This window comes from Pseudomonas putida NBRC 14164 (assembly GCF_000412675.1).
In the GTDB taxonomy this organism is placed as follows: Bacteria; Pseudomonadota; Gammaproteobacteria; order Pseudomonadales; family Pseudomonadaceae; genus Aquipseudomonas; species Aquipseudomonas putida.
This window is the reverse complement of the sequence record NC_021505.1, coordinates 3,722,702-3,748,585: the sequence shown is the minus strand read 5'-3', so window position 1 is coordinate 3,748,585 and position 25,884 is coordinate 3,722,702. Positions and strand designations below refer to the sequence as shown.

Annotated in this window: 22 protein-coding genes and 1 pseudogene; 13 read left to right on the top strand and 10 right to left on the bottom strand. The window is 63.1% G+C overall.

Annotation, left to right across the window (positions count from 1 at the left end; genetic code table 11):
• Positions 1-102: 102 nt before the first annotated feature.
• The gene (locus PP4_RS16575; protein ID WP_041167782.1) at positions 103-2,619 is read left to right on the top strand and encodes a UvrD-helicase domain-containing protein; all 2,517 of its coding nucleotides are present in this window, start codon (positions 103-105) and stop codon (positions 2,617-2,619) included.
• A 294-nt stretch (positions 2,620-2,913) separates the two neighbouring features.
• Here PP4_RS16575 and PP4_RS16570 read toward each other — a convergent pair whose 3' ends face one another.
• A complete protein-coding gene (locus PP4_RS16570; RefSeq protein WP_016500353.1) occupies positions 2,914-7,803 on the bottom strand; it encodes an NEL-type E3 ubiquitin ligase domain-containing protein in 4,890 nt (1,629 codons plus the stop codon).
• Positions 7,804-7,983: 180 nt separating this feature from the next.
• Between PP4_RS16570 and PP4_RS16565 the strand changes: the two genes are divergently transcribed.
• From PP4_RS16565 to PP4_RS16550, 4 genes and pseudogenes are all read left to right on the top strand, one after another.
• Positions 7,984-8,910: an alpha/beta fold hydrolase gene (locus tag PP4_RS16565; RefSeq protein WP_016500352.1), complete on the top strand. Its 927-nt coding sequence runs from the start codon at positions 7,984-7,986 to the stop codon at positions 8,908-8,910.
• 75 nt (positions 8,911-8,985) lie between these two features.
• Entirely contained in the window at positions 8,986-9,405 is a 420-nt protein-coding gene (locus PP4_RS16560) for a VOC family protein (RefSeq protein ID WP_016500351.1), read from the top strand.
• Positions 9,402-9,638, top strand: a pseudogene (locus tag PP4_RS16555) (alpha/beta fold hydrolase); the annotation flags it as partial. The gene PP4_RS16560 and the pseudogene PP4_RS16555, both read left to right, overlap by 4 nt.
• A gap of 365 nt (positions 9,639-10,003) precedes the next feature.
• Entirely contained in the window at positions 10,004-11,683 is a 1,680-nt protein-coding gene (locus PP4_RS16550) for an MFS transporter (protein WP_016500349.1), read from the top strand.
• 130 nt (positions 11,684-11,813) lie between these two features.
• Here the strand turns inward: PP4_RS16550 and PP4_RS16545 are convergent, their stop codons facing one another.
• Both PP4_RS16545 and PP4_RS16540 read right to left on the bottom strand, forming a co-directional pair.
• A complete protein-coding gene (locus PP4_RS16545; RefSeq protein WP_016500348.1) occupies positions 11,814-12,383 on the bottom strand; it encodes a hypothetical protein in 570 nt (189 codons plus the stop codon).
• Between the two features lie 9 nt (positions 12,384-12,392).
• Positions 12,393-12,800 (bottom strand): VOC family protein, encoded by a 408-nt coding sequence (locus PP4_RS16540; protein ID WP_016500347.1) that lies wholly within the window; start codon positions 12,798-12,800, stop codon positions 12,393-12,395.
• A 215-nt stretch (positions 12,801-13,015) separates the two neighbouring features.
• Here PP4_RS16540 and PP4_RS16535 point away from each other — a divergent pair, with 215 nt between their 5' ends.
• The gene (locus PP4_RS16535; protein WP_016500346.1) at positions 13,016-13,921 is read left to right on the top strand and encodes a LysR family transcriptional regulator; all 906 of its coding nucleotides are present in this window, start codon (positions 13,016-13,018) and stop codon (positions 13,919-13,921) included.
• Between the two features lie 48 nt (positions 13,922-13,969).
• On the opposite strand, the gene PP4_RS16530 is transcribed toward PP4_RS16535, so the two are convergent.
• From PP4_RS16530 to PP4_RS16515, 4 genes are all read right to left on the bottom strand, one after another.
• Positions 13,970-14,443, bottom strand: coding sequence for a YMGG-like glycine zipper-containing protein (locus PP4_RS16530; protein ID WP_016500345.1), 474 nt, complete (start codon positions 14,441-14,443; stop codon positions 13,970-13,972).
• 178 nt (positions 14,444-14,621) lie between these two features.
• Positions 14,622-16,136: an MDR family MFS transporter gene (locus PP4_RS16525; protein WP_016500344.1), complete on the bottom strand. Its 1,515-nt coding sequence runs from the start codon at positions 16,134-16,136 to the stop codon at positions 14,622-14,624.
• A gap of 10 nt (positions 16,137-16,146) precedes the next feature.
• Entirely contained in the window at positions 16,147-16,815 is a 669-nt protein-coding gene (locus tag PP4_RS16520; protein ID WP_016500343.1) for a TetR/AcrR family transcriptional regulator, read from the bottom strand.
• 208 nt (positions 16,816-17,023) lie between these two features.
• Positions 17,024-18,778 (bottom strand): phosphoethanolamine transferase CptA, encoded by a 1,755-nt coding sequence (locus tag PP4_RS16515; RefSeq protein WP_016500342.1) that lies wholly within the window; start codon positions 18,776-18,778, stop codon positions 17,024-17,026.
• Between the two features lie 203 nt (positions 18,779-18,981).
• Between PP4_RS16515 and PP4_RS27595 the strand changes: the two genes are divergently transcribed.
• Positions 18,982-19,137 carry a DUF2986 domain-containing protein gene (locus tag PP4_RS27595; protein WP_016500341.1) on the top strand — a complete coding sequence of 52 codons (156 nt, stop codon included), beginning with the start codon at positions 18,982-18,984 and terminating at the stop codon, positions 19,135-19,137.
• 135 nt (positions 19,138-19,272) lie between these two features.
• On the opposite strand, the gene PP4_RS16510 is transcribed toward PP4_RS27595, so the two are convergent.
• Together PP4_RS16510 and PP4_RS16505 are read right to left on the bottom strand one after the other, a co-directional pair.
• A complete protein-coding gene (locus PP4_RS16510; RefSeq protein ID WP_041167779.1) occupies positions 19,273-19,647 on the bottom strand; it encodes a hypothetical protein in 375 nt (124 codons plus the stop codon).
• Between the two features lie 180 nt (positions 19,648-19,827).
• Positions 19,828-20,418, bottom strand: a complete 591-nt coding sequence (locus PP4_RS16505; protein ID WP_016500339.1) for a biliverdin-producing heme oxygenase — start codon at positions 20,416-20,418, stop codon at positions 19,828-19,830.
• A gap of 119 nt (positions 20,419-20,537) precedes the next feature.
• On the opposite strand from PP4_RS16505, the gene PP4_RS16500 reads away from it, so the two are divergent.
• The gene (locus PP4_RS16500) at positions 20,538-21,029 is read left to right on the top strand and encodes a GNAT family N-acetyltransferase (RefSeq protein ID WP_016500338.1); all 492 of its coding nucleotides are present in this window, start codon (positions 20,538-20,540) and stop codon (positions 21,027-21,029) included.
• A 13-nt stretch (positions 21,030-21,042) separates the two neighbouring features.
• Here the strand turns inward: PP4_RS16500 and PP4_RS16495 are convergent, their stop codons facing one another.
• Positions 21,043-21,951 (bottom strand): LysR family transcriptional regulator, encoded by a 909-nt coding sequence (locus tag PP4_RS16495; RefSeq protein WP_016500337.1) that lies wholly within the window; start codon positions 21,949-21,951, stop codon positions 21,043-21,045.
• Between the two features lie 93 nt (positions 21,952-22,044).
• Here PP4_RS16495 and PP4_RS16490 point away from each other — a divergent pair, with 93 nt between their 5' ends.
• Genes PP4_RS16490 through aroE form a run of 5 tightly spaced genes read left to right on the top strand, consistent with a single transcriptional unit; the run spans position 22,045 to position 25,883 of the window.
• A complete protein-coding gene (locus tag PP4_RS16490; RefSeq protein ID WP_016500336.1) occupies positions 22,045-22,992 on the top strand; it encodes a ketopantoate reductase family protein in 948 nt (315 codons plus the stop codon).
• Positions 22,989-23,387 (top strand): VOC family protein, encoded by a 399-nt coding sequence (locus PP4_RS16485; RefSeq protein ID WP_016500335.1) that lies wholly within the window; start codon positions 22,989-22,991, stop codon positions 23,385-23,387. The genes PP4_RS16490 and PP4_RS16485 overlap by 4 nt, the downstream gene beginning before the upstream one ends.
• Positions 23,384-23,839, top strand: coding sequence for a MaoC family dehydratase (locus PP4_RS16480; RefSeq protein ID WP_016500334.1), 456 nt, complete (start codon positions 23,384-23,386; stop codon positions 23,837-23,839). The genes PP4_RS16485 and PP4_RS16480 overlap by 4 nt, the downstream gene beginning before the upstream one ends.
• Positions 23,836-25,068, top strand: coding sequence for a CaiB/BaiF CoA transferase family protein (locus tag PP4_RS16475; RefSeq protein WP_016500333.1), 1,233 nt, complete (start codon positions 23,836-23,838; stop codon positions 25,066-25,068). The genes PP4_RS16480 and PP4_RS16475 overlap by 4 nt, the downstream gene beginning before the upstream one ends.
• On the top strand, positions 25,065-25,883 hold the full coding sequence (aroE, locus tag PP4_RS16470) for a shikimate dehydrogenase (RefSeq protein ID WP_016500332.1): 819 nt from the start codon (positions 25,065-25,067) through the stop codon (positions 25,881-25,883). Before PP4_RS16475 ends, aroE begins: the two co-directional genes overlap by 4 nt.
• Position 25,884 lies beyond the last annotated feature (1 nt).

Below are 25,884 nucleotides of genomic sequence, written 5' to 3'. Positions count from 1 at the left end.
GCTTAAAAATATCATATTGTTCGATGTAAATTGCTGCCATGCTTTATTCGCTTCATCGCCTAATCCACTGATCTGCAAGCATTCGCTGGCGATTTTCCGTCGATGCGGCGAACATGCCAGCTGTTTTTGTTTTTCAACGGAGTGACCGTGGCCCACGAGCAACCCCAGGCCCCCGCCGACCTTACCCCACCCGCGCAATTGCCCTGGTTTCGCCGCCTGGCCGCCCGCCTGCTGGGGCGTGGCCTGACCCGTCTGCAAGCCCAGCACCGTGACTCCTGGTTCCTCGGCCACGCCACCGGCCAGCGAAGTGGCCACGCCGATGGCGTTCGTGAAGGGTTCGACCGCGGGCGGGTGGAGGGTTACGAAGCCGGGCGCCAGGTGCTGGTGATCCGCGATACCCGGCCTGACATCGCTGCCGTGCCCGGTCAGGACGACAACCTGTTCGACGACTGGCGCCTGCCGTTGACAGCCGAGCTGAAAAAGCGCTTCAAAGCCGACGTCGCCCAACGCCTGCCCGCCGAGGCGCAACCCAGCGCCGCGCAGTGGAAACTGATCTTCAGTGACACCCCGTCCACCTGTGTGGTGGCCGGCGCCGGGGCAGGCAAGTCCACCTCGCTGGTGTTGCGCATCCTGCTGCTGCGCCATTATCTGGGTTACGAGCTGGACGCGATGACCGTGGTCACGTTCACCCGCGAGTCGCGCAAGGACTTCATCAAGCGCCTGGTGCAGGTATTCGCCCTGTGGCAGATCAGCCTGCAACCGGTGCAGGCTCGCGAACTGGTGCGTACCTTCCATTCGCGCATCCTGCCGCTGGTACGCAGCCTGCCGGGCTTCGGCCAGGTGCGCGCCTTCGAGACACTGGGCAACGAGATGCCTGCCGGGCGTGATGCCGAGGCCGACAGCAACCCGTTCGACCTGCGCCTGAACGATGCCCAGCGCCAGCAACTGAACCAGTGCTATAGCAGCGTGCTGGGTGAGAGCCCGCGTTTTGCCGAGCTGGTCGGCCTGTTGCGCAGCGAAGCCTTGCAACTCAAACCACTGGACCCGAACAACCCTGACGTGCAGAAGCGCGCACAGGTGACCCAGTTGGCCGCCCAGCGCGACGAAGAACTGTGCGACGTAATCGAGGACCTGTGGTTCGCCGCCGGCGCCTGGCCGATCAAGGGCATCGAGCCTTGCCGCGAAACTGTCGACATCCGTGGCAGCCGCTTCCATGTGCATGGCCGCCTGGCTGGCCAGGGGCCATTGGTGGTGCTGGGCTTCGACCCGGCTGAAAGCCCACAGTACCAGCGCCCCGGCGCCAAGTTGGCAGTGCGTGCCGAGTGGGCGGTCAAGCGAACCCTGTTGCAGGCCTTCTGCGACCGGCCGCTGATCTGGCTCGACAACTATGCCATGGCCCGGCGCCTGGCGGCCTCGTTGGCTGGCGATGCCGTGGCCGGCCCGGGGTTCGAGTACAAGGTCAAGGGCGAACTGGCACCGGCGCCGTTGCTGGACGCCTTTGTCGGCGCGGCCAACTTCATCGAGAACCTTGGCCTGGACGTGAACAACGCGGTGGCGGCGATGAGCTTCCCGCCCGGCGACAGCGATGCCTTGTTTTTCGAGGCCCTGGCCCTGTACTGGAAGGCCCTGGAAGCACACCTGCTGGACCAGTCGCCGCCGGTGATGAGCTACAACCGCATGTTCGCCCTGTTCAGCGAGAACAACCCGGAAAACCTGCAACTGCTGCCCGACCCGTTGTTGCGGCCTCTGGCGCACCTGATGATCGACGAGTTCCAGGACGTGTCGCCGCAGATCGTCAGCTGGCTGCGCGCCAGCCTGGCTGAAATCCGCCGGCGTGGCCCGACCATGCACACCGGGCGCCATGCCCAGCATTCGTCGCTGCTGTGCGTGGGTGACGACTGGCAGTCCATCTATGGCTGGCGGGGCAGTTCGCCCAAGTACTTCATGGAATTCGCCAAAGCCTTCCCGTCGCCGGCCAACACGCGGGTGATGCTGGTCGACAACTACCGTTGCCAGCAGCAGGTGATCGACGCGGCCGAACACCTGGTCAAAGGCACCCCGGCGATTGCCGGCAAGAAAGCCCGCGCCAGTGGCCCGGCAGCCGAATTGCCGGGCTCTGCGGTCAAGGTGTTCGACCGTGACGAGGCCGCCTTGGGTGAAACGCTGATCGAGCACTACCAACGGGGTGAGACGGTCATGATGCTGTACCGCAAGGGCAGCGACAGGGCCTTGATGAGCGACCACCTGCAGAGCGTGCTGCACGCCGAGGCGGCGTTGCCGGCCGAGCAGCGCCGGCTGCGTCAGTTGACCTACCACAGTGCCAAGGGCTTGCAGGCCGATGCGGTGTTCATGCTGGGCGACTGCCAGTACCTGACCAGCTCGCCCTACAAGAACCAGGTGTACCGCCAGGCGGGTCTGGGCAAGGCCGGGGATGCCCAACCGTTCGATACGGCGCAGAAGGAAGAAGTGCAGCGCCTGGCCTACGTGGCGGTGACCCGCGCGGTGCAGCACTGCTACTGGCATGTCGAGCCCGCCAATGGTGATGCGGCGGCTGCCCCAAGGGCGTCGAGCCAGGTGGATGGCAGGCAGGCCTTCTTCGAAGACCTGCGCGGGCAGTAGGCCAAAGTCCAGGCATTACTGGGGCTGCTCTGCAGCCCTTCGCGGGCATGCCCGCTCCCACAGGTTCAGGAATGCGCCGTCCTGGTGGGAGCGGGCGTGCCCGCGAAGGGCCGCAGAGCGGCACCAAATGGCTTGACTGAGAGACTTCAGTTGAACCTGTTCAAAAGAGCGGTTCAGTTGTTCGGATCTTGCGCGCGGGTGAGTGATTCAAACAACGCTTCGCGCTGCTGGTCAAGCCCGGCATTCAGGCGCCGGCAGGCCTGTTTGAAGACCTGCGCGGCGACTGAGTGCGGTTTAACTGCCGAGTGTCTGCAGTTGGCGAGTGAGGCTGGTCAACAGACCGGTTTCAACCTGTTGCTGCTCGGCGGTCAGCATGTCCACGCCCTGGCGATACTGCTGCTCGTTGATCGCCACGCGTCGCAGGATGCCGCTGGCATCTAGTGGGCTTTCAGGCATGACGCTGGCCAGGGCTCGCAGCAAAGAGTTGTCCAGGGACGTCACCGGGTCTGCGGTTTCATCCAGGCAGTAATACAGGTAGTCCAGCCCTGGCCGCCAAAAGTCGGTTATCAGGCTGAATTGCGCTGCATGCTCTCGCCTCAGGTACTCAACCCAGCCCGGCTGCCGGTTCAGCCATTGCTCTCGAGCGGTGGCATCCGTATCCAGTTCAAGGACCGCAGCTTTCACCTTGTCGATGATTGTCTGGTTGATCCTGGCCGTGCTGCGGTACAGCATGCCGCTGCTCGGCTCAGGGTAGTCCAGCACGGTAGCCAAGGACTGGCGCAAGGCCAGGCGCAGCTCGATATCGTCCACCAGCCCGGTTGCCAGGGCGGAGTCCGGAAAGGCAGAGGGTTCGTCGAGCACATCGTATGAGGGTAGATCTTCATCGAAACCATCATTCAGTAGCGCCTGCTTGCGCAAGGACCGTTTCCAGCTGATGCGGTCCGCCAGTTGATTGACCTGATCGCGACGATACAACTTTCGATACAGGTTCAGCAGATCGGCTGGCCGACTACCGGCATGGCCGGCAGCGTCGTGGGCCAGCACTTCTATCTCCAAGGCACTGAATGCGTCGGCACCTGCGTCGCCGCAGGTTGGGGGGAAGTCCCCGGCCACTGTCGCGAGGCGTTCGCGCAACACGGTGTCGTGGGCAGCGTCATCCAGCAGCTCCCATACGCGCTCCCTCAGGGCCTCGGCATCACGCCGCGCCTCTGCCGACTGGGCAACACGTTCAAGCACCCCCAGCAACGCTGCGTTTTCACCTTGGTCAAAGAGGCCGCTCCACAGCTGCTCTTCGGCACTGCTCGCGCCGCCACGGAAAAAACCTTGCCACGGCGGCACGTCTTCTGCGTGCTCGAATACATTGACGCCACTACTGCCCAGGCGCGCACGTGCCTCGGCTTCCAGCGTGTTGTAGTTGAACAGCCAGCGGCGCTCAGGCAAGCGAGCGGCGACATCGCGGGCGAACGGGGTGCGCAGTACACCTGGCAAGTCTGGCAGGGTACGAATGCGGTTGGAGGAGAGGTTCAGATAGCGCAGCTCGTACTGGGGCTGGCTCATGAGGGTTGTCAGGCTGTCGGGCCATTGCTGCAGTTCGCAGCGGTCAAGGTCCAGGTGGCTGAGGCGGGCCATGAAGCGCAGGTCTGGCGCCAGCCGCAGTGGGTTGCCCGACAGGTGTAGTACCTTGGGATGGATCATGTCCTGAAACTGGGCGGCCAGGCTCTCATCAAGTGTGATCTGGTTGCTGCCCAGGCCAAGTCCATCCAGGGGCAAACGCGTCAGGAAGGCCAAGCTGGCATTATCGAGCCGCAGCCGGTTACGGCTGAGGCCGAGCACCCGCAGGCCAGGCATCGCCCCAATGGCCTGCTGGGCAGTGGCTGAAAGGGTAGTAAGGCCATTGCCTGCCAGGCCCAGTTCGCGTAGCCGTGGTGCAGACTTGAGCGCCTCGAACAATGCTTCAGCGTCCATCTCCGGGTTACCGATGATTTCCAGGGTGTCCAGGTCAGGGAAGTTTGCCAGGAAGCCACCCTCCAGGCGTCGCATCTGCAACCCATCAAGGACGAGTTGCCGGATATGCGGCATACGGGCAGTGAACGCTGGCAGCGCTTCCAGTTGCATCTGGCTCAGCACCAGCACTGCGCGTTGCGCGCCGCCTTCACGCCGCGAAGCACTCATCAGTCGCTCGGTGAATTGCTGGCGATCAAAGCGTTCTTCAAGGGTGCGTGAGGTGCTGACCCAGCGGTTGAGATCACGGTTAAGCGTGCGCTGCTCGGCTTCCAGTTGGCTGATTGCACTACCCAGGTCGCCTCCTTGGGCAAGTTCGGTTTGCAGCGCGCTGATCTCCTGGCTGCTGAGTTCGGGGTAGAGTGCCCGAAGTCGACGCGCGGCTGGCAAGGCTCGCGTTTGCAAGCCACGGCCGCTCAGGGGATAGCCAAGCTGGCCGTTGGCCAATCGCAAGGGGGAGCGGAACCTGGGATTGATGGGTTGCTGGCCGAGCAGTGAGGCGCAGTGCTGGCGATCGCCGAGGGCGAGTTCCAGCAACAGGGCAGGGTCAGCCTGCGGGTGTTCGGCTTGCAGCGCCTGTTGCAGGCGCAGGCTGTCGTCGTTGGCCAGGCTGGGCCTGAACAGGCCGAGGAGGGCGCGGTCAAGCCGCACTCGAGCTTGCAGAAGGCGCGCTTCCTCGGCAATGCGAAGCGGCACCCGCCCGTTTGTCAGGCGTTGCCGTTCGGCGTTGCTGATGTTGGCAAGCAATTCTTCAAGCGCGCTGTCCGGTAGCCCGGGAAACTGCCGGGCGAGGGTTTGTGCGGTTGCTGGGCGTGTGGGACGGTGTCTTTGTTGCAGGCTCTCGAACAGCGCCTCGCGATGCTGTTCCAGGTGTTGCGCGAGCTTGTTGTTCAGCGCGTGCGATCGGTGCTCGGCTGGTGTGTCACCTAGCAACTGCTCAATGGCTTCTTCATCCATCTGATCCAGCACGGTCTGGCTCAGCTGGCCATTGTCCAGGTCGGTACGGGTAATTTCGATTTCCACTTGGCCCAGCGTGTACGGGGGGCCGTAGCGCACAGATTCGCCCCAGGGTTCTGGCCCTTGGTAAACCTTGAGCACGTTCCCCTCGGGCCACCCCGGCAGGCGCAGCAACTCAGGCAAGGCGAAGTTCTTGTACGCAGCCAGCGGCAACCCATGGCGTACGCAGTTGATGATCTGTTGAGTTTGATTGTCCAGTTGCAACCGCTGCAGCGCGTCGATCAACAAAGCGGGTGGGCGCAGGCCCCCTGCCTGAGCGCGGCGCAGCACGTCTGGATCGGTACCGGTACCGCGCATGGCATGGTCCAGTTCGCTGTCGTCCAGGCCTGCGCTATGGTCGCCAAGGCGGCGCATGAGCTGTTCGCGGTCCCATTCCAGAGGCTGCTCATGAGCCAGTTGCCAGCGGGCATTACCGTGGTGGAGCAAGCGTGGGGCATAGGCCTGTGCATCCTCGGGGTGGCGCACGTACCATTGCTGGTCTGCGTCCTGAAACACTTCGTACAGCGTCCCATCCAGCTGGAGAAAGGTCTTCCCATCGATGTGCACATGGCCGAGCAGGTCGGGTTGGGCCCCATCAGGGATAGCCGTTTTGCTCGCATAGGGCGTCATGTCGGGGTGCCAGAGCACTTCTTTGTCTTCATGCCACACACTCGTCAGCGCATCGACAAAGCCTGACGCCTGGACGAGCTTGGCGCCGGTAGCAAAGCCGGCAATCACTGCCGCATTGATTGCCAACGATTCCAGTTGCGCCAGTGCTTGCCGGGTATCGCCTTCTTCCCACGCCTCGAACCCGGTGAAAACCGAGCTCATCAGGTCGTAAGCGAAAACGCCGAGCATGACTGTGTTCAACCCTGGTACGAAAAACGCAGCGACGTTCAGCACATTCATGCCCACCTCGAGCCAGTGCTTCAGTCGCTTGTCGCGGGCCTTGGCGTCGACCTCGGCGGTGGGGACCGCAATGGTTCTTGCGTCGGCCTTCATCCGCGCAAGGTGGGCGTTGTACAAGGTCGCCCAAGGGTCGGTTCTGATTGGCGAGAGGGTGAAGGGGATTGCGGGCATTTTTCTGGGTTTGCGTCTGCCTGCTTCATCCTGTTCGAACAGCGCATTTTCCAGTTTGTCGGCCAGTTCCTTTTGCCTGTCTTTGTAGGCGAAATGCACCACGCTTTGGCGAAACTCGCTTTGCAACAGGCGGCTACGCAGGTGTTTGCCGGCTTCCTGGCGAGAAGCAAACTCCCTTATAGGGTGCTCGCTGTCGCCAGGCATATACAGGACGCAGGGGTTTGTCCGGTCAGGATTGTCTGGCCCGATGAACAGCATTTCGTGGACGGGGATACCGAACAGGCTGAAGTTCCAGCAATGCAGTGCCTGTTTTTCATAGGTAGGTTGAGGCTTGCCGTCGCACAGTTGCACAAGCGCATCGAGCCCATGTTCGCTCAGCAGGCCTTTGAGCTTTGCAATCAGTGCCTGAACCCTCAGGGCCTCGCGACTCGCTGCTATTGACAGGCGCTGGACTTCAGCGCGATTGGCACCCTCATGGGTTGCCAGCAGATGTTCCTGATAGCGTGCGCCCAGGTCCAGCCCCCGACAATGGTTGACGAAGTCCGCCATCGCCAGGCCCGGTAGAGGCGAATCGCTGCCAGCAGCGCTGGTGAGCCTGCTGTAAGCACCTACTTCGGCCAGGCCCTCGAAATTGTGCAGGGCAGCCTCCAGCAAGCTGCGTGTTTGCGGTTCGCCCACAGGGCGGGTGGTCAGCACATCCACCTCAAGGTCGGGGACCAAGGGCGTTTCTACGTCGGGTACGCCGACCCAGATGTTGGCGTCTGATTCAAAGGGCTGGAACACATATTGCGCCCTGTCTACGGGCACGCTCACCTTCAAGCGCTTGGTCAGCAGTGGGGTGCAGAAGCCGACGATGTCCTGGAAACCCGCCAGTGCCTGCCTGACTTGTACCAGGCGTTTGTCCCGCGTTTTGATAGCTCTGAGCAACTGCTCACGCGCTGGCTCATCGGCAGTGGCGTACCAAGAGTAAGGGGAGCCATCTTCATCCAGATACTCCTTGCGCAGGCTTTGCAGCACTTTGTGCGTATGTGCGGGCTGAAGAACCTTGCTCCATTTCGGTAATGTTCGGGTTATCTGGCTTTCATGTAACGGCGTGGGGTTGGTCATGGCAACGGTCTCTTGCGTTGGGGGCCAATAGTCCACGCTCATCAAGGCGCCATGGTGCGGTAGATAGTTGTCGTCAAGGGTCGGTGCTGCGCATGCGCGGGTCGGTGAGGGGCTAGCGGCGAGGGGGGATGTGCGAGAGGGTGAGGCAGGCCAAGACGCAGGCAGCCAAGGAGAATTGCAATGCGTTCGCTGTGCAGTCCGAAAGATCACCTGCTCGACCTCGATGGTATTGAAATAGCGGTCCGCACCTGGGGCGCCGAAGACGGTATTCCCGTCCTGGCCTTGCATGGCTGGCTGGATAACGCTGCCTCGTTCGAACGCCTGGCACCGATGCTGGACGGTTGCTTTGTGGTGGCCCCCGACCTGGTCGGCCATGGCCGTTCGGACCATCGCCGCCGCGACAGTGGCTATTACCTGTGGGAGCATGCCGAAGACATGCTGGCGGTGACCGACAGCCTGGGCCTGGCGCAATTCCATGTGCTGGCCCATGGCATGGGCACCGGTGTGGCGTCGCTACTGGCGGCCATGACCAGTGGCATTGCCAGCATGACCTTCCTCGACGGCATGGGTGCCCCGTTCACGGTGGCCGAGGATGACCGCGTGCAGCACCTGGCGCGGGCCTACCGGCTCAAACGTATGGTCCAGCGCAGCCAGCTGCCGGGCTTTGCCGAGCCGGACGTCGGCCGCTTCGACGACCTGGACACCGCCCTGGCGCAACGGCGCGAGCGCCTTGACACCGAACTGTCGGAAGGTGCCGCACGGCTGCTGGCGTTGCGCGACCTGCTGCAACTGGGCGATGGCTATTGCTGGCGCCACGACCCGCGGCTGGTGTTGCCCGAACCCATGCCGCTGACCGAGCGCGACGCATGCGACCTGCTCAACCAGATCCGCTGCCCGCTGTACCTGCTGTTCGGCCGTCAAGGGGCATTCACCGGCGAGGCTTTTACCCGGCGTCAGGCAGCCTTGCCCAGCCATGCCAAGGTTTCCTGGCATCCCGGCGGGCACCACTTCCACCTGGATGCCCCGGACCGGGCGCTGGTCGACCAACTGCTGCGTATCCTGGCGCACCATGAAGGGGGCGTGCTGCAACGCTTGGTAAACGAGTAGCTGGTTCTGTTCACTCCGGGCGAAGCTGGGCTATGGTGGCGAAACTATTCGCACTCACGGCACAAGGAGCCCGGTATGCGACCGTTCGCTATCAAGCACATAGATCATCTTGTTCTGCGGGTCAGCGACCTGCCGCGCAGTGTTGCCTTCTACACCGAGCTGCTCGGTTGCCATGTCAGCCGCGTGCGCGAAGACCTGGGCATGGTGCACCTCGCCACGGGCACGGCGATGATCGACCTGGTGGCCCTGGACGGCCCGCTGGGGCGGCCAGGCGGGGCGGCGCCGGGGCTGGAAGGGCGCAACCTGCACCATTTCTGTCTGCGTATCGAGCCGTTCGACGAGGCCGCCTTGATCGCCTACCTGGAAGCCGCCGGGGTAAAAGTGGAACCGGCAGAAAAGCGTTATGGCGCTGAAGGCGAGGGACCGTCGCTTTACTGCTACGACCCGGATGGCAACCAGGTCGAGTTGAAGGGGCCGGTAGCGGAGGCGGTATGAGCGACCTGCACATGCGCGAGCACTGGGTCGACACCGCGCAAGGCAAGTTGTTCGCCCAGGATTGGACGCCGTTGCAGGCACAGGGGGCGCCCATTGTCCTGCTGCATGATTCGCTGGGGTGTGTGCCGTTGTGGCGCGACTTCCCAGCGCAGTTGGCGCAAGCCACCGGGCACCGGGTAATCGCCTACGACCGCTTGGGCTTTGGCCGTTCGGACGCGCATCCGGGCAGTTTGCGGTGATGCCTTTGCGGACATAGTCGGTCTTGACGGCTGGCGCTCCCACAAAAGTCCGTGATGTGCCGCTACAGCTGCTGCATGCCCGCCCTCTACGCCCCACTGTTCTTCATTGGTTTCATCGCCGCAGCACTGTCATTGGCAGCCCACCCGGTGATGCCGTCTCGTTCATGCCGCCCTCTTGTGTATGGCCAGGCGGGTGGATATCCCGGCAATCCCGATTATGCTTCATTTACCTTGCTGCGATCCGAGGCGGCCCGCCTCGTCGTGCTTCGCGCAACCAAAGCAAGCCCCAGGGCCTGGGTGCGACGGTGAAGTGGTTGTGAGGTGCTCCGGCCTGTATGACGACATGACGGAGGCAACCCATGGCGGTTCTCGACAGCGCATCCACGGGCAGTAGCGCGCCCCAACGCGGTATCACCAAGGAGGAGCGCAAGGTCATCTTCGCCTCATCCCTGGGCACGGTGTTCGAATGGTACGACTTCTACCTGTACGGCTCCCTCGCCGCGATCATCGCCAAGCACTTCTTTGCCGGTGTCAATGAAACCACCTCGTTCATCTTCGCCTTGCTTGCCTTTGCCGCCGGTTTTGCCGTACGGCCGTTCGGGGCAATCGTGTTCGGCCGCCTGGGTGACATGATCGGGCGCAAGCATACGTTCCTTATCACGATTGTGATCATGGGCCTGTCTACCGCGCTGGTGGGCCTGCTCCCGAGCTACAGCGCGATCGGCGTGGCCGCGCCGGTCATCCTGATTACCTTGCGGTTGCTGCAGGGCCTGGCCCTGGGGGGGGAGTACGGCGGCGCGGCCACCTATGTGGCCGAACATGCGCCCAAGGGCCGTCGCGGCTTTTTCACCGCCTGGATCCAGACCACAGCCACGTTGGGGCTGTTCCTGTCGCTGCTGGTGATCATGAGCTGCCGCACGGTCATGGGTACTGAGGTGTTCGAGGCCTGGGGCTGGCGGGTGCCGTTCCTGCTGTCGATCCTGCTGCTGGCGATTTCGGTGTACATCCGCATGCAGCTCAACGAGTCGCCGGTGTTCATGAAGATGAAGGCCGAGGGCAAGGCATCCAAGGCACCGCTGACCGAGTCGTTCGCCCGTTGGGACAACCTCAAGGTGGTGATCATGTCGCTGCTGGGCGGCACCGCCGGCCAGGCCGTGGTGTGGTACACCGGGCAGTTCTATGCGCTGTTCTTCCTGTTGCAGATGCTCAAGATCGAGCCGCAGACGGCCAACCTGCTGATTGCCGGCTCGTTGCTGATCGGCACGCCGTTCTTCATCATCTTCGGTAGCCTGTCCGACCGCATTGGCCGCAAGAAGATCATCATGGCCGGCTGCATCATCGCTGCGCTGACCTATTTCCCGATCTTCAAGGCGCTGACCGAGTACGGCAACCCGGACGTGTTCGTCGCCCAGGAGCAGAACCCGGTCGTGGTAGTGGCTGACCCTGGTCAGTGCGCGTTCCAGTTCGACCCGGTGGGCAAGGCCAAATTCACCAGCTCCTGCGACATCGCCAAGAGCCTGCTGGCCAAGCGCGCCATTCCCTACACCAACCAGGCGGCCGAACCTGGCAGCGTGGCGCAGATTCGCATTGGTGAGCGGGTGCTGCCGAGCTTTGAAGGCAGCAGCATGGCCGCAGCGGACTTCAAGGTGCAGAGTGAAGCGTTTACTGCCACCTTGAGTGGTGCGTTGAAAGAAGCCGGCTACCCGGAAAAGGCCGACCCGGCGAAGATCCACTACCCGATGGTGCTGTTGCTGCTGACCATTTTGGTGATCTACGTGACCATGGTCTACGGCCCGATTGCTGCCTGGCTGGTCGAGCTATTCCCGGCGCGTATCCGCTACACCTCGATGTCGCTGCCTTACCACATCGGTAATGGCTGGTTCGGCGGCTTCCTGCCGACGGTGGCGTTTGCCATGGTGGCGGCGACCGGGGATATCTATTACGGCTTGTGGTACCCGATTGTGATCGCGGTAATGACGGCGGTGCTGGGGATCTTCTTCCTGCCGGAGACCAAGGACCGGGATATCAACCACACCTGAGACTGATGGGGCAGTTGTGCTGGCCTCTTCGCGGGCTCGCCCGCTCCCACAGATACAACACAGATTTCACGGCTTGTGTTGTACCTGTGGGAGCGGGCGAGCCCGCGAAGAGGCCGGTACAGCCCACTAATCAATCGAAGTAGCCGCGCAGGCCAAAGGCATACCCGGTATCCACCTGCGCGGCCTCACCCCGGCTCCAGCGCTTCTTCAGCACGAACTCGAACGCCGGCTCGTACAACCCGTCGCGCACCAGCGCCCCCGCCAGTACCTCCACGTCATACCAGCCATTGTCCAGCTCGATGATCGGCCGCCCCGGCACCTGGTAGCGGGCAATCAGGTCACCCAGGGTCTTGGGCGTGAAGTGCTGCAGGATGCGCCAGGTGTACAGCATCAGCGCACCGTGCTCGACCCGCAAAACATAGCCATTACGCCGGTGCTTCAGGCGGCTGCCAGCTTCGCGCAGGGCCGGGGTATGGCCATCGAGGGTGAACAGAATGCGGTAGGGCAGGTTGTCGACCCCCGCCAGCGGCAGCACGACGCCTTCGCGTACCGCCTTGTCGCCGATGTCACCATGGGTAAAGGCGTAGGCGAGGTCGTCCGGTAGCTCATGCTCCTGCTTGAAACGTTCGAGCAACTGGATATCGCCAAGCAGAAAGTAATCGACCAGGTCGTTCAGTACTTCGCTGAATTCGTGGCGCATCTGTTTTCCTTATTGGTGCGCGTGGGGCTGTCTGTGTTTCTGGGCGATCTGGATCAGGTTGCCACAGGTGTCATCGAACACGGCCACGGTGACGGGGCCTAGGTCGGTGGGCGGCTGGGTGAACTGCACACCCGCCGCGCAGAGGCGGGTGTATTCGGCCTGTATATCGCGCACGCCAAACGAGGTGGCGGGGATGCCATCCTGCTTGAGCGCCGCCTTGTACACCTTGGACGCCGGGTGCGCGTCGGGCTCCAGCAACAGCTCGACGCCGTTGGGATCGTTGGGGGAGGTCAGCGTCAGCCAGCGGTGCCGGCCCATGGGGATGTCGTGCCTGGGCTCGAAACCGAGTACGTAGTGGTAGAAGGCCAGGGCCTTGGCCTGGTCGTCGACAAGAATGCTGGTGACCACGATCTTCATAGGCGTACACCGTAATGCTGAGGCCGTTGGGTATCAGTAAAGACGTTCGGGAGTATTTGGCCAGCAGCTGTTCCCCGGCTCGGGCGATCGCTCTACAAAAAAACTGCTCAAGCCATAGGTAAATCCTTCATCACCCGGCCCCCGTCCGCCAGCCAGCGGGGTTAAAGTGTCAGGCATGATCCCTGCGCGCCCAAACCGGCGTCAAAGAGGTGCCCGTGGCTGCCTATACCCTGCGACAACTCAAGTACTTCGTCACCACCGTGGAGGCCGGTAGCGTTGCCGAAGCCTCTCGCCAGCTGTACATCGCCCAGCCGTCCATTTCCACGGCCATCAAGAGCCTGGAAGAAAGTTTCGGCGTGCAGCTGTTCATTCGCCACCATGCCCAGGGTGTGTCGTTGACGCCCAGCGGCAAGCGTTTCTACGCCAAGACCCGATCCCTGCTGCAGATGGCCCACGAGTTCGAGCAGAACGCCCTGGCTGACAACGACACCGTCGCCGGGCAGATCGACATCGGCTGTTTCGAAACCGTGGCACCGTTGTATCTGCCGCGCCTGATCGCCGCCTTCCGCCAGCGTTACCCAGGCGTGGATATCCGCCTGCGCGACGGCGAGCAGCAGGAGCTGATCCAGGGCCTGACGGCCGGAACGTTCGACCTGGCGTTTCTCTACGATCATGACCTGGACGGCACCATCGAAGCCGAGCCGCTGATGCCGCCGCAAAAACCTTACGTGCTGCTGCCAGAAAACCACCGCTTTGCCGGCCAGGCCCAGGTATCGCTGCGTGACCTGTGCCCGGAGCCGATGATCCTGCTGGACGTGGCTCCCAGCCGCACCTACTTCGTCAGCCTGTTTAACGAGATGGGTTTGACGCCGAACATCGTCTTCAGCTCACCGTCGATCGAGATGGTGCGGGGCATGGTCGGGCAGGGTTTCGGTTTTTCGCTGCTGGTGACCCGACCGCATTCGGAATACACCTACGACGGCCAGCGCCTGGCCCTGCTGGATATCGCCGAGCCGGTGGCGCTGTCGGGGCTGGCGGCGGCGTGGTTGAAGCGGGTGCAACTGACCAAGCCTGCACAGTTGTTTGTGGAGTTTTGCCGGGAAGAACTGGCGAAGTTCTGAGGCTGGCACGCCATGCTGCGCGATCCAGGAGCATGGCGTGCCCGCTGATCAAGGGTTGACCTGATAACCGCGCCCTTGCAGGCAACCGCTGTAGGCACTGGCATGGGCCTGGGTTTTGGCCTGGTCCTGGCTGCGCCGATCCTGTCGCCGGTCCTGACGCTGGCGCATGCCGCCTACCGCCGCACCGGCGGCGGCCGTTTCGCCGGCACGGTTCTGCCGGTATTGCTGTTTGGCATCGTCACTGGCCCGGTCATACAGCTCCTCGTGCTGGTTGCCGCGCACTTGCGCGCCCACGGCACCTGCGGCGGCGCCTGCTGCTGCCCCACGCACCCGGCCACCGACATGGGCTTCGCTGGACGTCGCGGTGCTGTTCGCGGCGTTGGTAGCGACGGTATTGCAATCGTTGATGTCCAGTTGCATCTGCTGGCTGCTCTGGCCCTTGAGCGGCACTACCGACTGCGCCTGGGCTGCGGATGCGGCACACAACAGCACCAGCAGGTAACTCCACGTGAACGTACGCATGGCACACCTCCACCGGGCAGAAAGCCCGTTTCACAGGATAGTCCGTCATCGGTTGGGGATGGCGGATTTGTCTGCATGGTCTACAGGCGTGCTGTACCGGAAAACAGCCGAGGCGGTGCGGGGCAGTGCCGCTCGGGGTAGCTGCTCGCCATCTGCCTGAAGGCCTGTCGACCTGTGTTCACGCCTGCGTGGCCTTGCGCAGCGGCACCTCGCGCAGCAGCCAGGACAGTGCGAAAGCCACGCTGGTGATCACCCCGGCCAGCAGGAACACACCATGCATTGCCCCGGAAAACGCCTGCAGGTAACTGTGCTGCAGGGCCGTGGGCAGGGCATGCACGGCGGCCGGCGAAAGGCTCGCGGCACCCCCGGCACTGGCGGCGAAGTCACTGCCCAGGCCGCCCAGCAAGCTGTGCGAGAACAACGCGCCGAACAGCGACACACCGATGGCGCCGCCAATCGAGCGGAACAAGGTGGCCCCGGAGGTGGCCACGCCCATGTGGCGCAATTCGACGCTGTTCTGCACGGCCAGGATCAGCACCTGCATGACCATACCCAGGCCGGCCCCCAGCAAGCCCATGTACAGGTTCATCAGCGCCATGGGCGTGTCCAGCTGTAGCCGGCTGAGCAGGCCCAGGGCAATCACTTGCAGCAGGGTGCCGATGATCGGGAACACCCGGTAACGCCCCCAGCGGCTGATCAGCCGCCCGGTAACCGCCGACACCACCAGCAGGCCACCCATCAGTGGCAGCATCTGCAGCCCGGCACTGGTGGGCGTGGCGTTCTTCACCACCTGCATGTACAACGGCAGGAAGGTGACGGCGCCGAACAGCGACACCCCGACGATGAAACCGATCAGCCCGGCAAGCACGAAGGTCCGGTGACGGAACAGGTGCAGCGGCATGATTGGCTCGACGGCGCGGCGTTGTTCCAGGACGAAGCCGACCAGGCCGATCAAGGCGAACAGCGCAAGGCACAGCATGTCCAGCGACTTCCACGCCAGCAGGCTGCCGCCGAGGCTGGTGATGAGCACCAGGGCAGCCAATGCCACGGTAAGGAAGAACGCGCCGATGTAGTCCACCGTATGCCGTACCAACGCCACGTGCGGGCGGAACACGCTGCCGATCACCAGCAGCGCCAGCAGGCCCAGGGGCAGGTTGATGTAGAAGATCCAGTGCCACGACAGCTGCTCGACCAGAAAACCGCCGATCAGCGGCCCTACCACGGTGGCCAGGCCGAACACGCCACCGAACAGGCCCTGGTAGCGGCCACGTTCGGCAGGCGGGATGACATCACCGATGGCGGCCATCGCCACCACCATCAAGCCGCCGCCACCCAGCCCTTGCAGGGTGCGGAAGGCGATCAGCTGGGCCATGTCCTGTGCTGCGCCACACAAGGCCGAGCCCAGCAGGAACAGCACGATGGCCACCTGCAGGACACGCTTGCGGCCGAACTGGTCACCGAACTTGCCATACAGCGGTACCACTACCGTGGAGGCCAGCAGGTAAGCGGTGACCACCCACGACAGCCAGCGCAGCCCGCCGAGGTCGCTGACGATGGTTGGCAGTGCGGTCGAGACGATGGTCTGGTCGAGGGCGGCCAGGAACATCACCAACATCAGCGCTGCCAGCAGCAGTGGAATGGAGGTTTGCGCATCCGTTGCGGCGGGGGAGGTATCAGTGGATACAGGTTGCACGGTGCTTACCTCAGCTGGGGGGGGGGGTGGCCTGGGCATGCTGCTGGCCAGCGTCTTGCAGGCCAGCAAGGGCAAAGCGGTAAAGCTGCGCTGCAACGGCCTCGCCGGGCATCTGCAGAATCTCGTGCAGCGCCCCGGAGCCGCCGCGCGGGCCGATCAGCAGCATTGCCCACGGCGCTGTGACGCACAGGATGCAGCGGGTCAGGGCCGGTTCGTCGACGGGGATGGTGCTGACCTCGCTGAACAGCCCCTTGAGCAATGACAGGCGCAGTGGTGCGGCGGCCTGCAGATGCGCCTGGCCGTGAGGGCTGGGCGCGAGGATTTCTGCGGCCAGAACCCGCAAATGCCAGTTGTCCCGATCCTGGGTGGCCTTGTGCACCACCAGTTCCACCAGCACGCGCAGCTTTTCGGCTGGCGCGTGGTTGCCTTGAGTGATGCGCTGCAGGTCGCTGAGGTCGAGGAAGCGTTTGCGGGCCTCGTCAAGCACGGCCAGGTACAGGCCGTTGCGGCTGCCGAAGTGGTAGTTGATCGAGGCCAGGTCGACTTCGGCCTTGGCCGCAACGGCCTTGTTGCTGGTTTCGGCATAGCCGAGCGCGGCGAACAGTTCGCCGGCGGCTTCGAGGATGCGGGTGCGGGTGACGGCGCCGTCCTTGCGGGGTTCGCGGGGGGCTGCGGACATGTTGGGTACTCTGCAAACCAGGAATATGGGCAGAGCGTGGTCGAGTCTTAATTTAAAATCAATTTAAATTTAATTTATACGGCAAACGGCCTATCGCGATTCTTGCAGGAGCAGCCTTGTGCTGCGAAACGGCCGGTACAGGCCACACATCCGTATGCCTCCAATACCGGCCTGTTCGCAGCACAAGGCTGCTCCTACACGTGACGATCTACGGGTGATTACTGGCGGTTTCCTGCACCCGTTCGGGCTTGTCCAGCGGCAGGTGGTCGAACTCGCGCAAGCCATCCTTGCGGTACGGGTCGCCGATCCAGCGCGGTGCCACCACAAATTGCGGGCTCACCAGGCTCTTGACCGGCTCGAAGCGGTCATAGCTCAGCCCGGCCAGGTCGGACAGGGTATGGATCAGGTGCGAGCTGCTGTAAGGGCGGTTGGCCATGGCCTGCAAATCACGTGGGTGCTCGGCCTGCCAGCTGGGCGAGGTCCACAGCAGGAACGGGATGGTGTACATCGGCCGGGTCGGCGCGCCTTCGTTGCGCCCCAGGCGGTCGTGGTTGCCGGAGCTGTACACGTCTTCGCCATGGTCGGACAGGTACAGCAGGAAGCCATTGGGGCTGCCGGCCGAGTAACGCTTGATCAGGCTCGATACCACGTAGTCGTTGTAGCGCACCGCGTTGTCGTAGAAGTTGTAGGTTTCTACCTGGTCTGGCGTCAGCTCTTTCGGTACGCCCTGGCTGTCGGTGAAGTGCGCGTAGTCGTTCGGGTAGCGGAAGCGATAGTCCATGTGCGTGCCCAGCAGGTGGACGATGATGAACTTGTTCGGCGCAGGGTCTTGCAGGGCCTTCTCGAACGGTGCCAGCACCACGTCATCGTACTGGCTGGCGTTCTGGTTGCGCTGGTTGTTCAGGTATACCGGCGCGTCGGTCTGCTGCGAGAACGTGGTCAACATGGTGTTGCGCTTGGTCATGGTCTGCTGGTTGGTGATCCAGAAGGTCTTGTAGCCTGCCTGTTTCATCAGGTTGATCAGTGACGGGTCGGTGAGGAAGCGGTCCGGGTTCTGCTCGTTGCCAAAGGTGAGGATCTGCTGCATCACTTCGATGGTGTACGGGCGCGGCGATACCACGTCGCGGAACACCGTCAGGCCCTTGTCGCTGGCGGCCAGCGCGTCGAGGTTGGGCGTGGTGTCGCGGTTGTAGCCATACAGGTGCATGTGCTCGCGGGTGGTGGACTCGCCCAGCACCAGCACCAGCGTGCGTGGCGCCGTACCGCTGCTGTCACTCAGGTTTTGCAGGGGCGGCAACGCGGCGTTTTGCGCCAGTAACTTCTGCATGTTGTCCAGTTGCTGAAGGTATTGACGGTAGCCGACCAGCAGTTGCCAGGGCACTGCGGGCTCCATGCGCTGCTGCACTTTTTCGGCGGCATCGGCGAAGTTGCGCTCCTGCGTCACCATCTGCTTGTAGAACGGGTACACCAGGTTGGCGACCAGCAACAGGGCCACCACTGGCAGGCGGCTGCGCAGGGGCAGGCTGACCGGACGCACGCGCTTCCACAGCAGCACCGCCACCAGCGTGTACAGCAGCAGCGCCAGGCCCAGCCACACGCTGAAGTACTGGCTGAAGTACTCACCGGCTTCGGCGGTGTTGGACTCGAACATCACGAAGATGACGCTTTGCGAGAACTCCTGGCGATAAATGCCGAAGTAGCTCAAGCCCACCAGCGATGCCGCCCACAGCACCAGGCCGATGACGGCCGCCGTGGCGCGGGTGAAGCGGGGCAGCAGCAGCACCGGGGCCAGCCACAGGCTACTGAGGAAGAACGCATCGCGAAAACCGGCAAAGCCGGTAGTCCCGCTGAACAGCAGCAGCGCCTGGGTAACGCCGGAGAAGTACCAGAAGAACAGCAGCAGCCAGCCCAAGCCGGCCCAGTCCACGCGCGTATGCGCGGCGGGGGATGTAGTGTGTGACACGTATGCCTCGTCGTACCTTGGCGGCCAGCGGATGTGCCCGTGACCGGAAAGGGCGTGACGCTAATCTGCGGCGTGTGAAAATAACGTCAAGGTGGCGAGGAACAGGGGCCGGCGGGTAACCCAGCGCCATGTGACTGGCGCAATGCGCAGGCCGCACAGGTATGATGTGGTCAGCAAAACCGCACTGACAGGCCCTGTGGACTATGAACCGTCGTAAGAAGATCAAGCAGCTATTGGAGGCGCATGCCAAAAAGGCCAATGCCAAACTGGCGCCGCGCAAGCCCAAGTACATCTGCAAGGCTGACCGCTTGAAGATGGAGGCAGAGGCGTCGGGGGATACTCCTCAGCTGGCCGATTGAAACGGACCGAGCGGCCTTGTGTCACGATCGGGCCGCAGAGCGGCCCCTGCGATCTGTGCATCAATATTGAAATTGTGGGGCCGCTTTGCGGCCCGATCGCGACACAAGGCCGCTCCTACAGGGATCGTGTAGGCTTCAACGGCGGTAGTAACGATGCTCGTCATGGTGGCGCTGGTGCATGGCCCGCTCATGGCGGCGCTCCCAATCACGGCGCCGTTCCCAGTCACGCCGCCGCTCCCAGTCCCGCCGGGCTTGCTCGCGCCGCCACTGCTCACGGCGCCAGTCGCTTCTGTGGTCATGCCAGCGGTCGTCGTCGTGCGCCAGCAGCGTGGCCGGCTGTGTATCGGCCACACTGGCCACCCTCGACCACGGGCTGCCGGCAGGCTGCAACGGTGACTGAACAGCCGGTGCCGGCGCCACCGGTGCTTTCATTTGAGTTGCTGATGCCGTGCCCACCGCCGCGAACGAGAACAGGCCGAGCAGCACCAACCTTGCGACATGTATTTTCATGAGCGAAGCCAACCTCTGATAACAATTGAGCCATCTGGCCAGCAGGTGTGGGGCGAACCTTTTCTCGCGTGCCGCGACCTTTCTGTGCCTCCCACATAGACCGGTAAACGGGAAAAAGTTCGCTGCAGCAACAACTTGTAGAACTTTTGACGCCTGATTACCCCTGTCCAGACCCAATGCTCATCGGCCTGCGAATACTTCTCGCAGGTGTGCCCGATAACTGTCGAACGCAGCAATCGCCCCCGTCACAACTTCTGCTTCTTCCTCCTCGTCCAGCACCAGGCCATCAAGCCTGGCCACGAACTCGCGCCAGTGCAGTGCACGACCATCGGGGTGCGGCGCCAGGTGGCGGGCACCCTCATTGCCATTCAGGCCCAGGCGCTGGGTCTGCTTGAACAGGAACGCGGCACCCAGGTTGGAGCCTTCACTGCAATACAGCCACCCCAGGGCCTGGGCCGGGCTGGCACTGACCGGTTGGGGGGGCGTTGGCAGCGGCAGGCCCAGATCGAGCAGGTCTTCCTCGACTGCGGCAAAACGCGACAGCTCAACCAGCCCCGGCAGCCACCGGTTCAGCTGCTCGTCCTGATACAGCGCCAGCAGGCTGCCGTGAAAGCGGTGCTGTACCTGCAGGAAGTGGCCATAACGCTCACGGCTCTCGAAAGGTCGCGCCGCCATCACCAGTTCGTCGACTTTGTCATGGTCGCTGCTGCTGGCCGCTTTCAGGCGTTTGCAGCGTCCTGGCGCTGTGAGAGGGAGTGGGGCAGCGGTCATAGGCGTGTCCGTGAGCGAGTAGGCAATGCGCCAATGATGCGTGCCATCCCAGGTAGGCGGCAAGCACAACGCTACTGGTTTACCATGCTTGACGCTTTCACGTTTCCAAGGAGTCAGCCATGAATACCCCGCAGTTCCGCACCCCCACTGTTGCAGACGCCGAGCGCTGCTACGCCATTGAAATCGGCGCCTATGAAGGGGATGAAGCGGCCACGCTTGAGAAGATCCGCACCCGCATCGCGCAGTATCCGCAAGGCTTCCTGATCCTGGAAAACGCAGGTGAGATCGTTGGCTTCATCAATAGCGGTTGCGCCCACGAAGTCGTCATGTCTGATGAAGACTTCAAGGAATTGATCGGCCATGACCCGGCAGCACCGAACGTGGTGATCATGTCGGTGGTGGTGGACCCGGTGCACCAGGGCAAAGGTTACGCCAAGCGCTTGATGGACGAATTCATCGTCCGCATGAAGGCCTCGGGCAAGCAGACCATTCACCTGATGTGCAAGCAGCAGCATGTGGCGCTGTACCAGAAGATGGGGTATCAGTACGTGAAACCGTCGCCGTCGGATCATGGCGGCATGGCTTGGCATGAGATGGTCATGGCGCTGTAACCACACGAATACGTCAGGCCGGTCGACCGAACAGGCCGTGGATCACTTCCCTGAGCCAGCGGTTGCCGCTGTCCTGGTGGTAGCGCGCATGCCAGTGCTGTTTTACCGTGAAACCCTCTACCGCAAATGGGCAATCGTGTACCTGCAGGTCATGCATGTCGGCAAGGGTGTGGCCGATATGCCTTGGCAGAGTGGCGACCAGGTCGGTGCTGCCAACGATCATCCCCAGCCCCAGAAACCCTGGTAGCTCCAGCACGATCCGGCGCTCGATACCGGCCCGGGCCAGGCCGGCCTCCAGCAACTTCTGGCCGGTCCCCGCGCTGATCTGTACATGGCCCTCGGCGTGGTAACGGGCCACGTCCATGCCGTGTGCCAGGCGCGGGTGCTGGCGGTTGCTCAGGCACACCCAGTCCTGCTCGAACAATACCTGCTGGTACATCCCGCCACCCAGCCAGGGCACAAAGCCAATGGCCAGGTCGGCCTCGCCCGACTCCAGGGCACTTTCGCTATTGCCGTCGATGCGCGCTGCCTCCAGGCGAATGCCTGGGGCATGGTTGCGCAGGTGGTTGAGAATACTGGGTAGCAAGGTGATATGGCTGGCATCGCTGACACACAGGCGAAAGCGCCTCTGCGCGGTGGCAGGGGTGAACTGTGGTTCCCACGCCGTCAGCCGACGCAGTGATTCAAGCACTTCGCGACAAGGCCCGATCAACTGGTCGGCGCGCGGAGTTGGGGCCATACCACCTGGGGTGCGTACGAACAACGGGTCGTTCAGTTGCTGACGCAGGCGGGCTAGCCAGATGCTGACGGTTGGCTGGCTCTGGCCTAACTGTTCTGCAGCGCGGGTGACGCTGCGGCAGTGATAAAGCAGGTCGAACAGTTGCAGCAGCTTGGGTTCAGGCAGTACGTCGGCGGCACTCATTATTGTAAATCTCAATGGGCGTATTAAGGTCATTGTATAGCCCCAATGAGCTGCCCTGCATAAGGTAATCGCAAACCACTGGAGGTCTGCGATTTGAAAATCTGCATTCTGGGTGCCGGCGCCCTGGGCTGCGCGATTGGCGCGGCATTGAGCGAGGCAGGGCACCAAACCTGGCTGCTCAACCGTAGCCGCGAGCACGTCGAAGCCATCAACCTGCACGGTTTACAGGTGCAGGACGAACACGGTGAGCGGCAAGTGCGTGTCAATGCCACCACCGATGCCAACGACGTGGGCGTGACTGACCTGGTCGTGGTGCTGGTGAAGTCGTTCCACACCGCCGAAGCGATTGCCGGTGCCACGGCGCTGCTCGGCCCGCAAACGCTGGTGCTGTCGCTGCAGAACGGCCTGGGCCACGAGGACATTCTGGCCGAGGTGGTCGGGCCGCAGCGAGTACTGGCTGGCAAGACCTATGTGGGCGGTGTGCTGCTGGCACCGGGGTTGATCCGTGCTGGCGTGGCGGGCAAACACACATACATCGGCGAGCTGGACGGGCAACTGACACCCCGCGCGCAGGCCATCGCCGAAGCCTTCAACGCTGCCGGGCTGGCCACCACGGTCAGCGACAACATCCTCGGCACCATGTGGGACAAGCTGCTGGTCAATGTCGCTACCGGCGCGCTCAGCGGTATCACCATGCTCAGTTATGGCCAGCTCTACACCGAGCCTTTGCTGGAGCAAACGGCCAAGGCCGCCGTGGCCGAGGCCATCGCCGTGGCCCGCAGCGCCGGTATCCGCTTGAGCCTGAACAGTCCTGATGCCGCCTGGCATCTGGCTGCCGAAGGTCTGCCATCGAGTTTCCGTACCTCGATGCTGCAAAGCCTGGAAAAAGGCTCGGTCACCGAAATCGACTTCATCAACGGCTCCGTCGTGCGCTGGGGCCAGCGTCATGGCATCGCTACACCCGTCAACGCCACCTTGGTGGCCTGTATCAAGGGCATCGAGCGCGCGATGGCCGATCACCAGAAAAGGGACAACGCATGAGCCAGCCAAAAGCCTACCTCGAACACGTCGCCTTCTGGGTGCGTGACATCCAGTGGCACATCCGCTTTTTCAGTGAAGTGTGTGGCATGACCCTGCGCGAAGTGCAGGGCAGCATCGAGCAGCCCGCTCAGTACTGGACGCTGGGAGGCCTGCAATTCATCCATCAGCCCGATTTCGACGGCCCGGAAGGGCGCATGGCGCACCTGGGCATCATGTGCGAAGACCTGGAGGCGGCGCTGGCTGCGGCGCAGCGCTTCGGTGTCAGCGAAATGCCCCAGGGCCGCAACTGGTTGCGCCTGCCTGATGGCCTGGCAGTGGAATTCATCCAGGCGCTGCCCAGGGCCTGTGTCGCGCAGGCATTGGCGATTGACCCGCGTGCGGAGGTACAGGCATGAGCGTGATTGAAAAGTACTGGGACGATGCCCGCGAAGGCGATGAGTGCATCAGCCCGACCTACACCGTGACCCGCGAGCGTATCCTGGCCTACGCCGACCTGACCGGGGACCACACCCCGGTGCATGTGGACGAGGCCTACGCCAATGCCAGCCACTTTGGTTGCCTGGTCGCCCATGGCCTGTTCGGCCTTTCGATTGCAGATGGCTTGAAGACCCAGTGCGCCTACCGCTTCCTGCCGGGCATGTCGCTGGGTTGGACCTGGGACTTCGTGTTACCCATCAAGGTGAACGATGTGCTGCACGTGCGCATGCGCGTGGGTGCGATGCGCCCGAGCAACAGCCGCCCAGGCTGGGGCATCGTGGTGCTGCCATCGGAACTGATCAACCAGCATGGGCAGGTCGTGCAGCGTGGCGAGCACCGGTTGATGGTGCCGCGGAGGGTGCAGGCATGAGCCAGGCATTGCCATTGGCGGGTATCCGCGTCATCGATTACAGCCACTTCCTTGCCGGCCCTTATGTCGGGCGTTGCCTGGCGGCGCTGGGCGCCGAAGTGATCAAGGTCGAACGACCGGGTAGCGGCGATGCCGGCCGCCAGCACGCGTTTACCCTGGACGATCAGCAGAGTGGCTACTTCCTGCAATTGAACATGGGCAAGCAGGGGGTCAGCGTGAACATGAAGGACCCGCGCGGCAAAGCCTTCATGCAGCGCCTTGCCGACTCGGCCGATGTGTTCATCGAGAACTACCGGCCCGGCGCGCTGGACAAGCTGGGGTTGGGCCATGCCGAGCTGTCGGCGCGTAATCCGCGCCTGGTGTATTGCTCGATTTCCGCCTACGGCCACACCGGCCCGGATGCCCATCGCGCCGGCTTCGGGCTTATTGCCGAAGCCAAGAGCGGGATCATGCAGATGGTCGGCGTGCCGGGTGAAGCGCCGCCACTGCTGCGCATTTCGCTGGGCGACATGTACACCGGCATCCACGCTGTCGCGGCTATCAACGCGGCGTTGCTGGGGCGGGTGAGCAGTGGTCGCGGCCAGCACATCGACATGGCCCTGTACGACACGCTGGTGTCGATGCATGAATACGCCGTGCAGTGCTACACGCTGTCCGACGGCACCGTGCTGCCCGAGCAGACCGGCCATGACATGCCCACGTCCACCTTGTATGGCGTATTCCGCGCCGCGGATGGCGACCTGGTGATTGCTGCCCAGGTCGATGATGCCTGGCAGCGTTTTGCAGCCATGCTCGAAGCCAACGGCGGCCCTGCAGGTTTTGGCAACGACAGCCGTTACCACAGCCTCAACGGCCGCAATGCCCACCGCGAGGCGATTCTGGCAGTGGTCCGTGATTGGGTGGGCGCGCGTTCGGTGGCTGACATCCTCGCCCTGCTCGACGCCATCGATATCCCCAGTGCCAAGGTCCAGCGCATCGACGAGGTGCTGGCCGACCCGCAAATCCAGGCGCGCAATATGGTCATCGAGCAGCAGCACCCGCGTTATGGCACCTTGCGCCTGCCCAACCTGCCGTTTCGCTTTTCCGACTGTGACACCACGATCCACCAAGTGGCCCCGGACCTCGGCCAGCACAATGCCGAAGTGGCCGCGGCGCTTGGCTTCAGCCCTGAAGAAATCACCGCCATGCAGGCAGACGGTGTGCTGTTTACCCACGGAGATGCACGATGAGCGACCGTTACGCAGTGATCGGCCGGCCGATCAACCATACCAAGTCACCGCTGATTCATGGCCTGTTCGCCCAGGCCAGCGGCCAGCACCTGGACTATGGAGCCATCGAGGGCTCGTTGGAAGGCTTCGAGGCCCAGGTGCTGCAATTTCGCGGTGACGGCGGGCTGGGCATGAACATCACTGCGCCGTTCAAGCTGCGCGCCTTCGAGTTGGCTGACCGGCGCAGTGAGCGTGCGCAATTGGCCCGTGCTGCCAACGCACTCAAGTTCGAAGATGGCTGCATCGTGGCCGAAAACTTCGATGGTATCGGGTTGCTGCGCGACATCGAAGACAACCTCGGTGAACCGCTGCGCAACCGCCGCGTGTTGGTGCTCGGTGCCGGGGGTGCAGTACGTGGGTCACTGTTGCCCTTTCTGCAGGCGGGGCCCAGCGAGCTGGTGATTGCCAACCGCGACATGAGCAAAGCCCTTGCGTTGCGCAACGAACTGGATCACCCGAGGTTGCGTATCAGCCGATACGAAGCGCTGCAAGGGCAAACCTTCGACATTGTGGTCAACGCCACTTCCGCCAGCCTGGTCGGGGAACTGCCGCCGTTACCTGGCGCGGTACTGGGCGAGACGCGGCTGGCCTATGAGCTGGCGTATGGCAAAGGCCTCACGCCGTTCCTGCACCTGGCGCGGGAGGCCGGTGTGGCACGCGTTGCTGATGGCGTGGGCATGCTGGTCGAACAGGCCGCAGAGGCGTTTGCCTGGTGGCGAGGGATACGGCCCGAAACCCGTGCTGTGATCGATCGCCTGACGATCCCGCTGGAGTAAG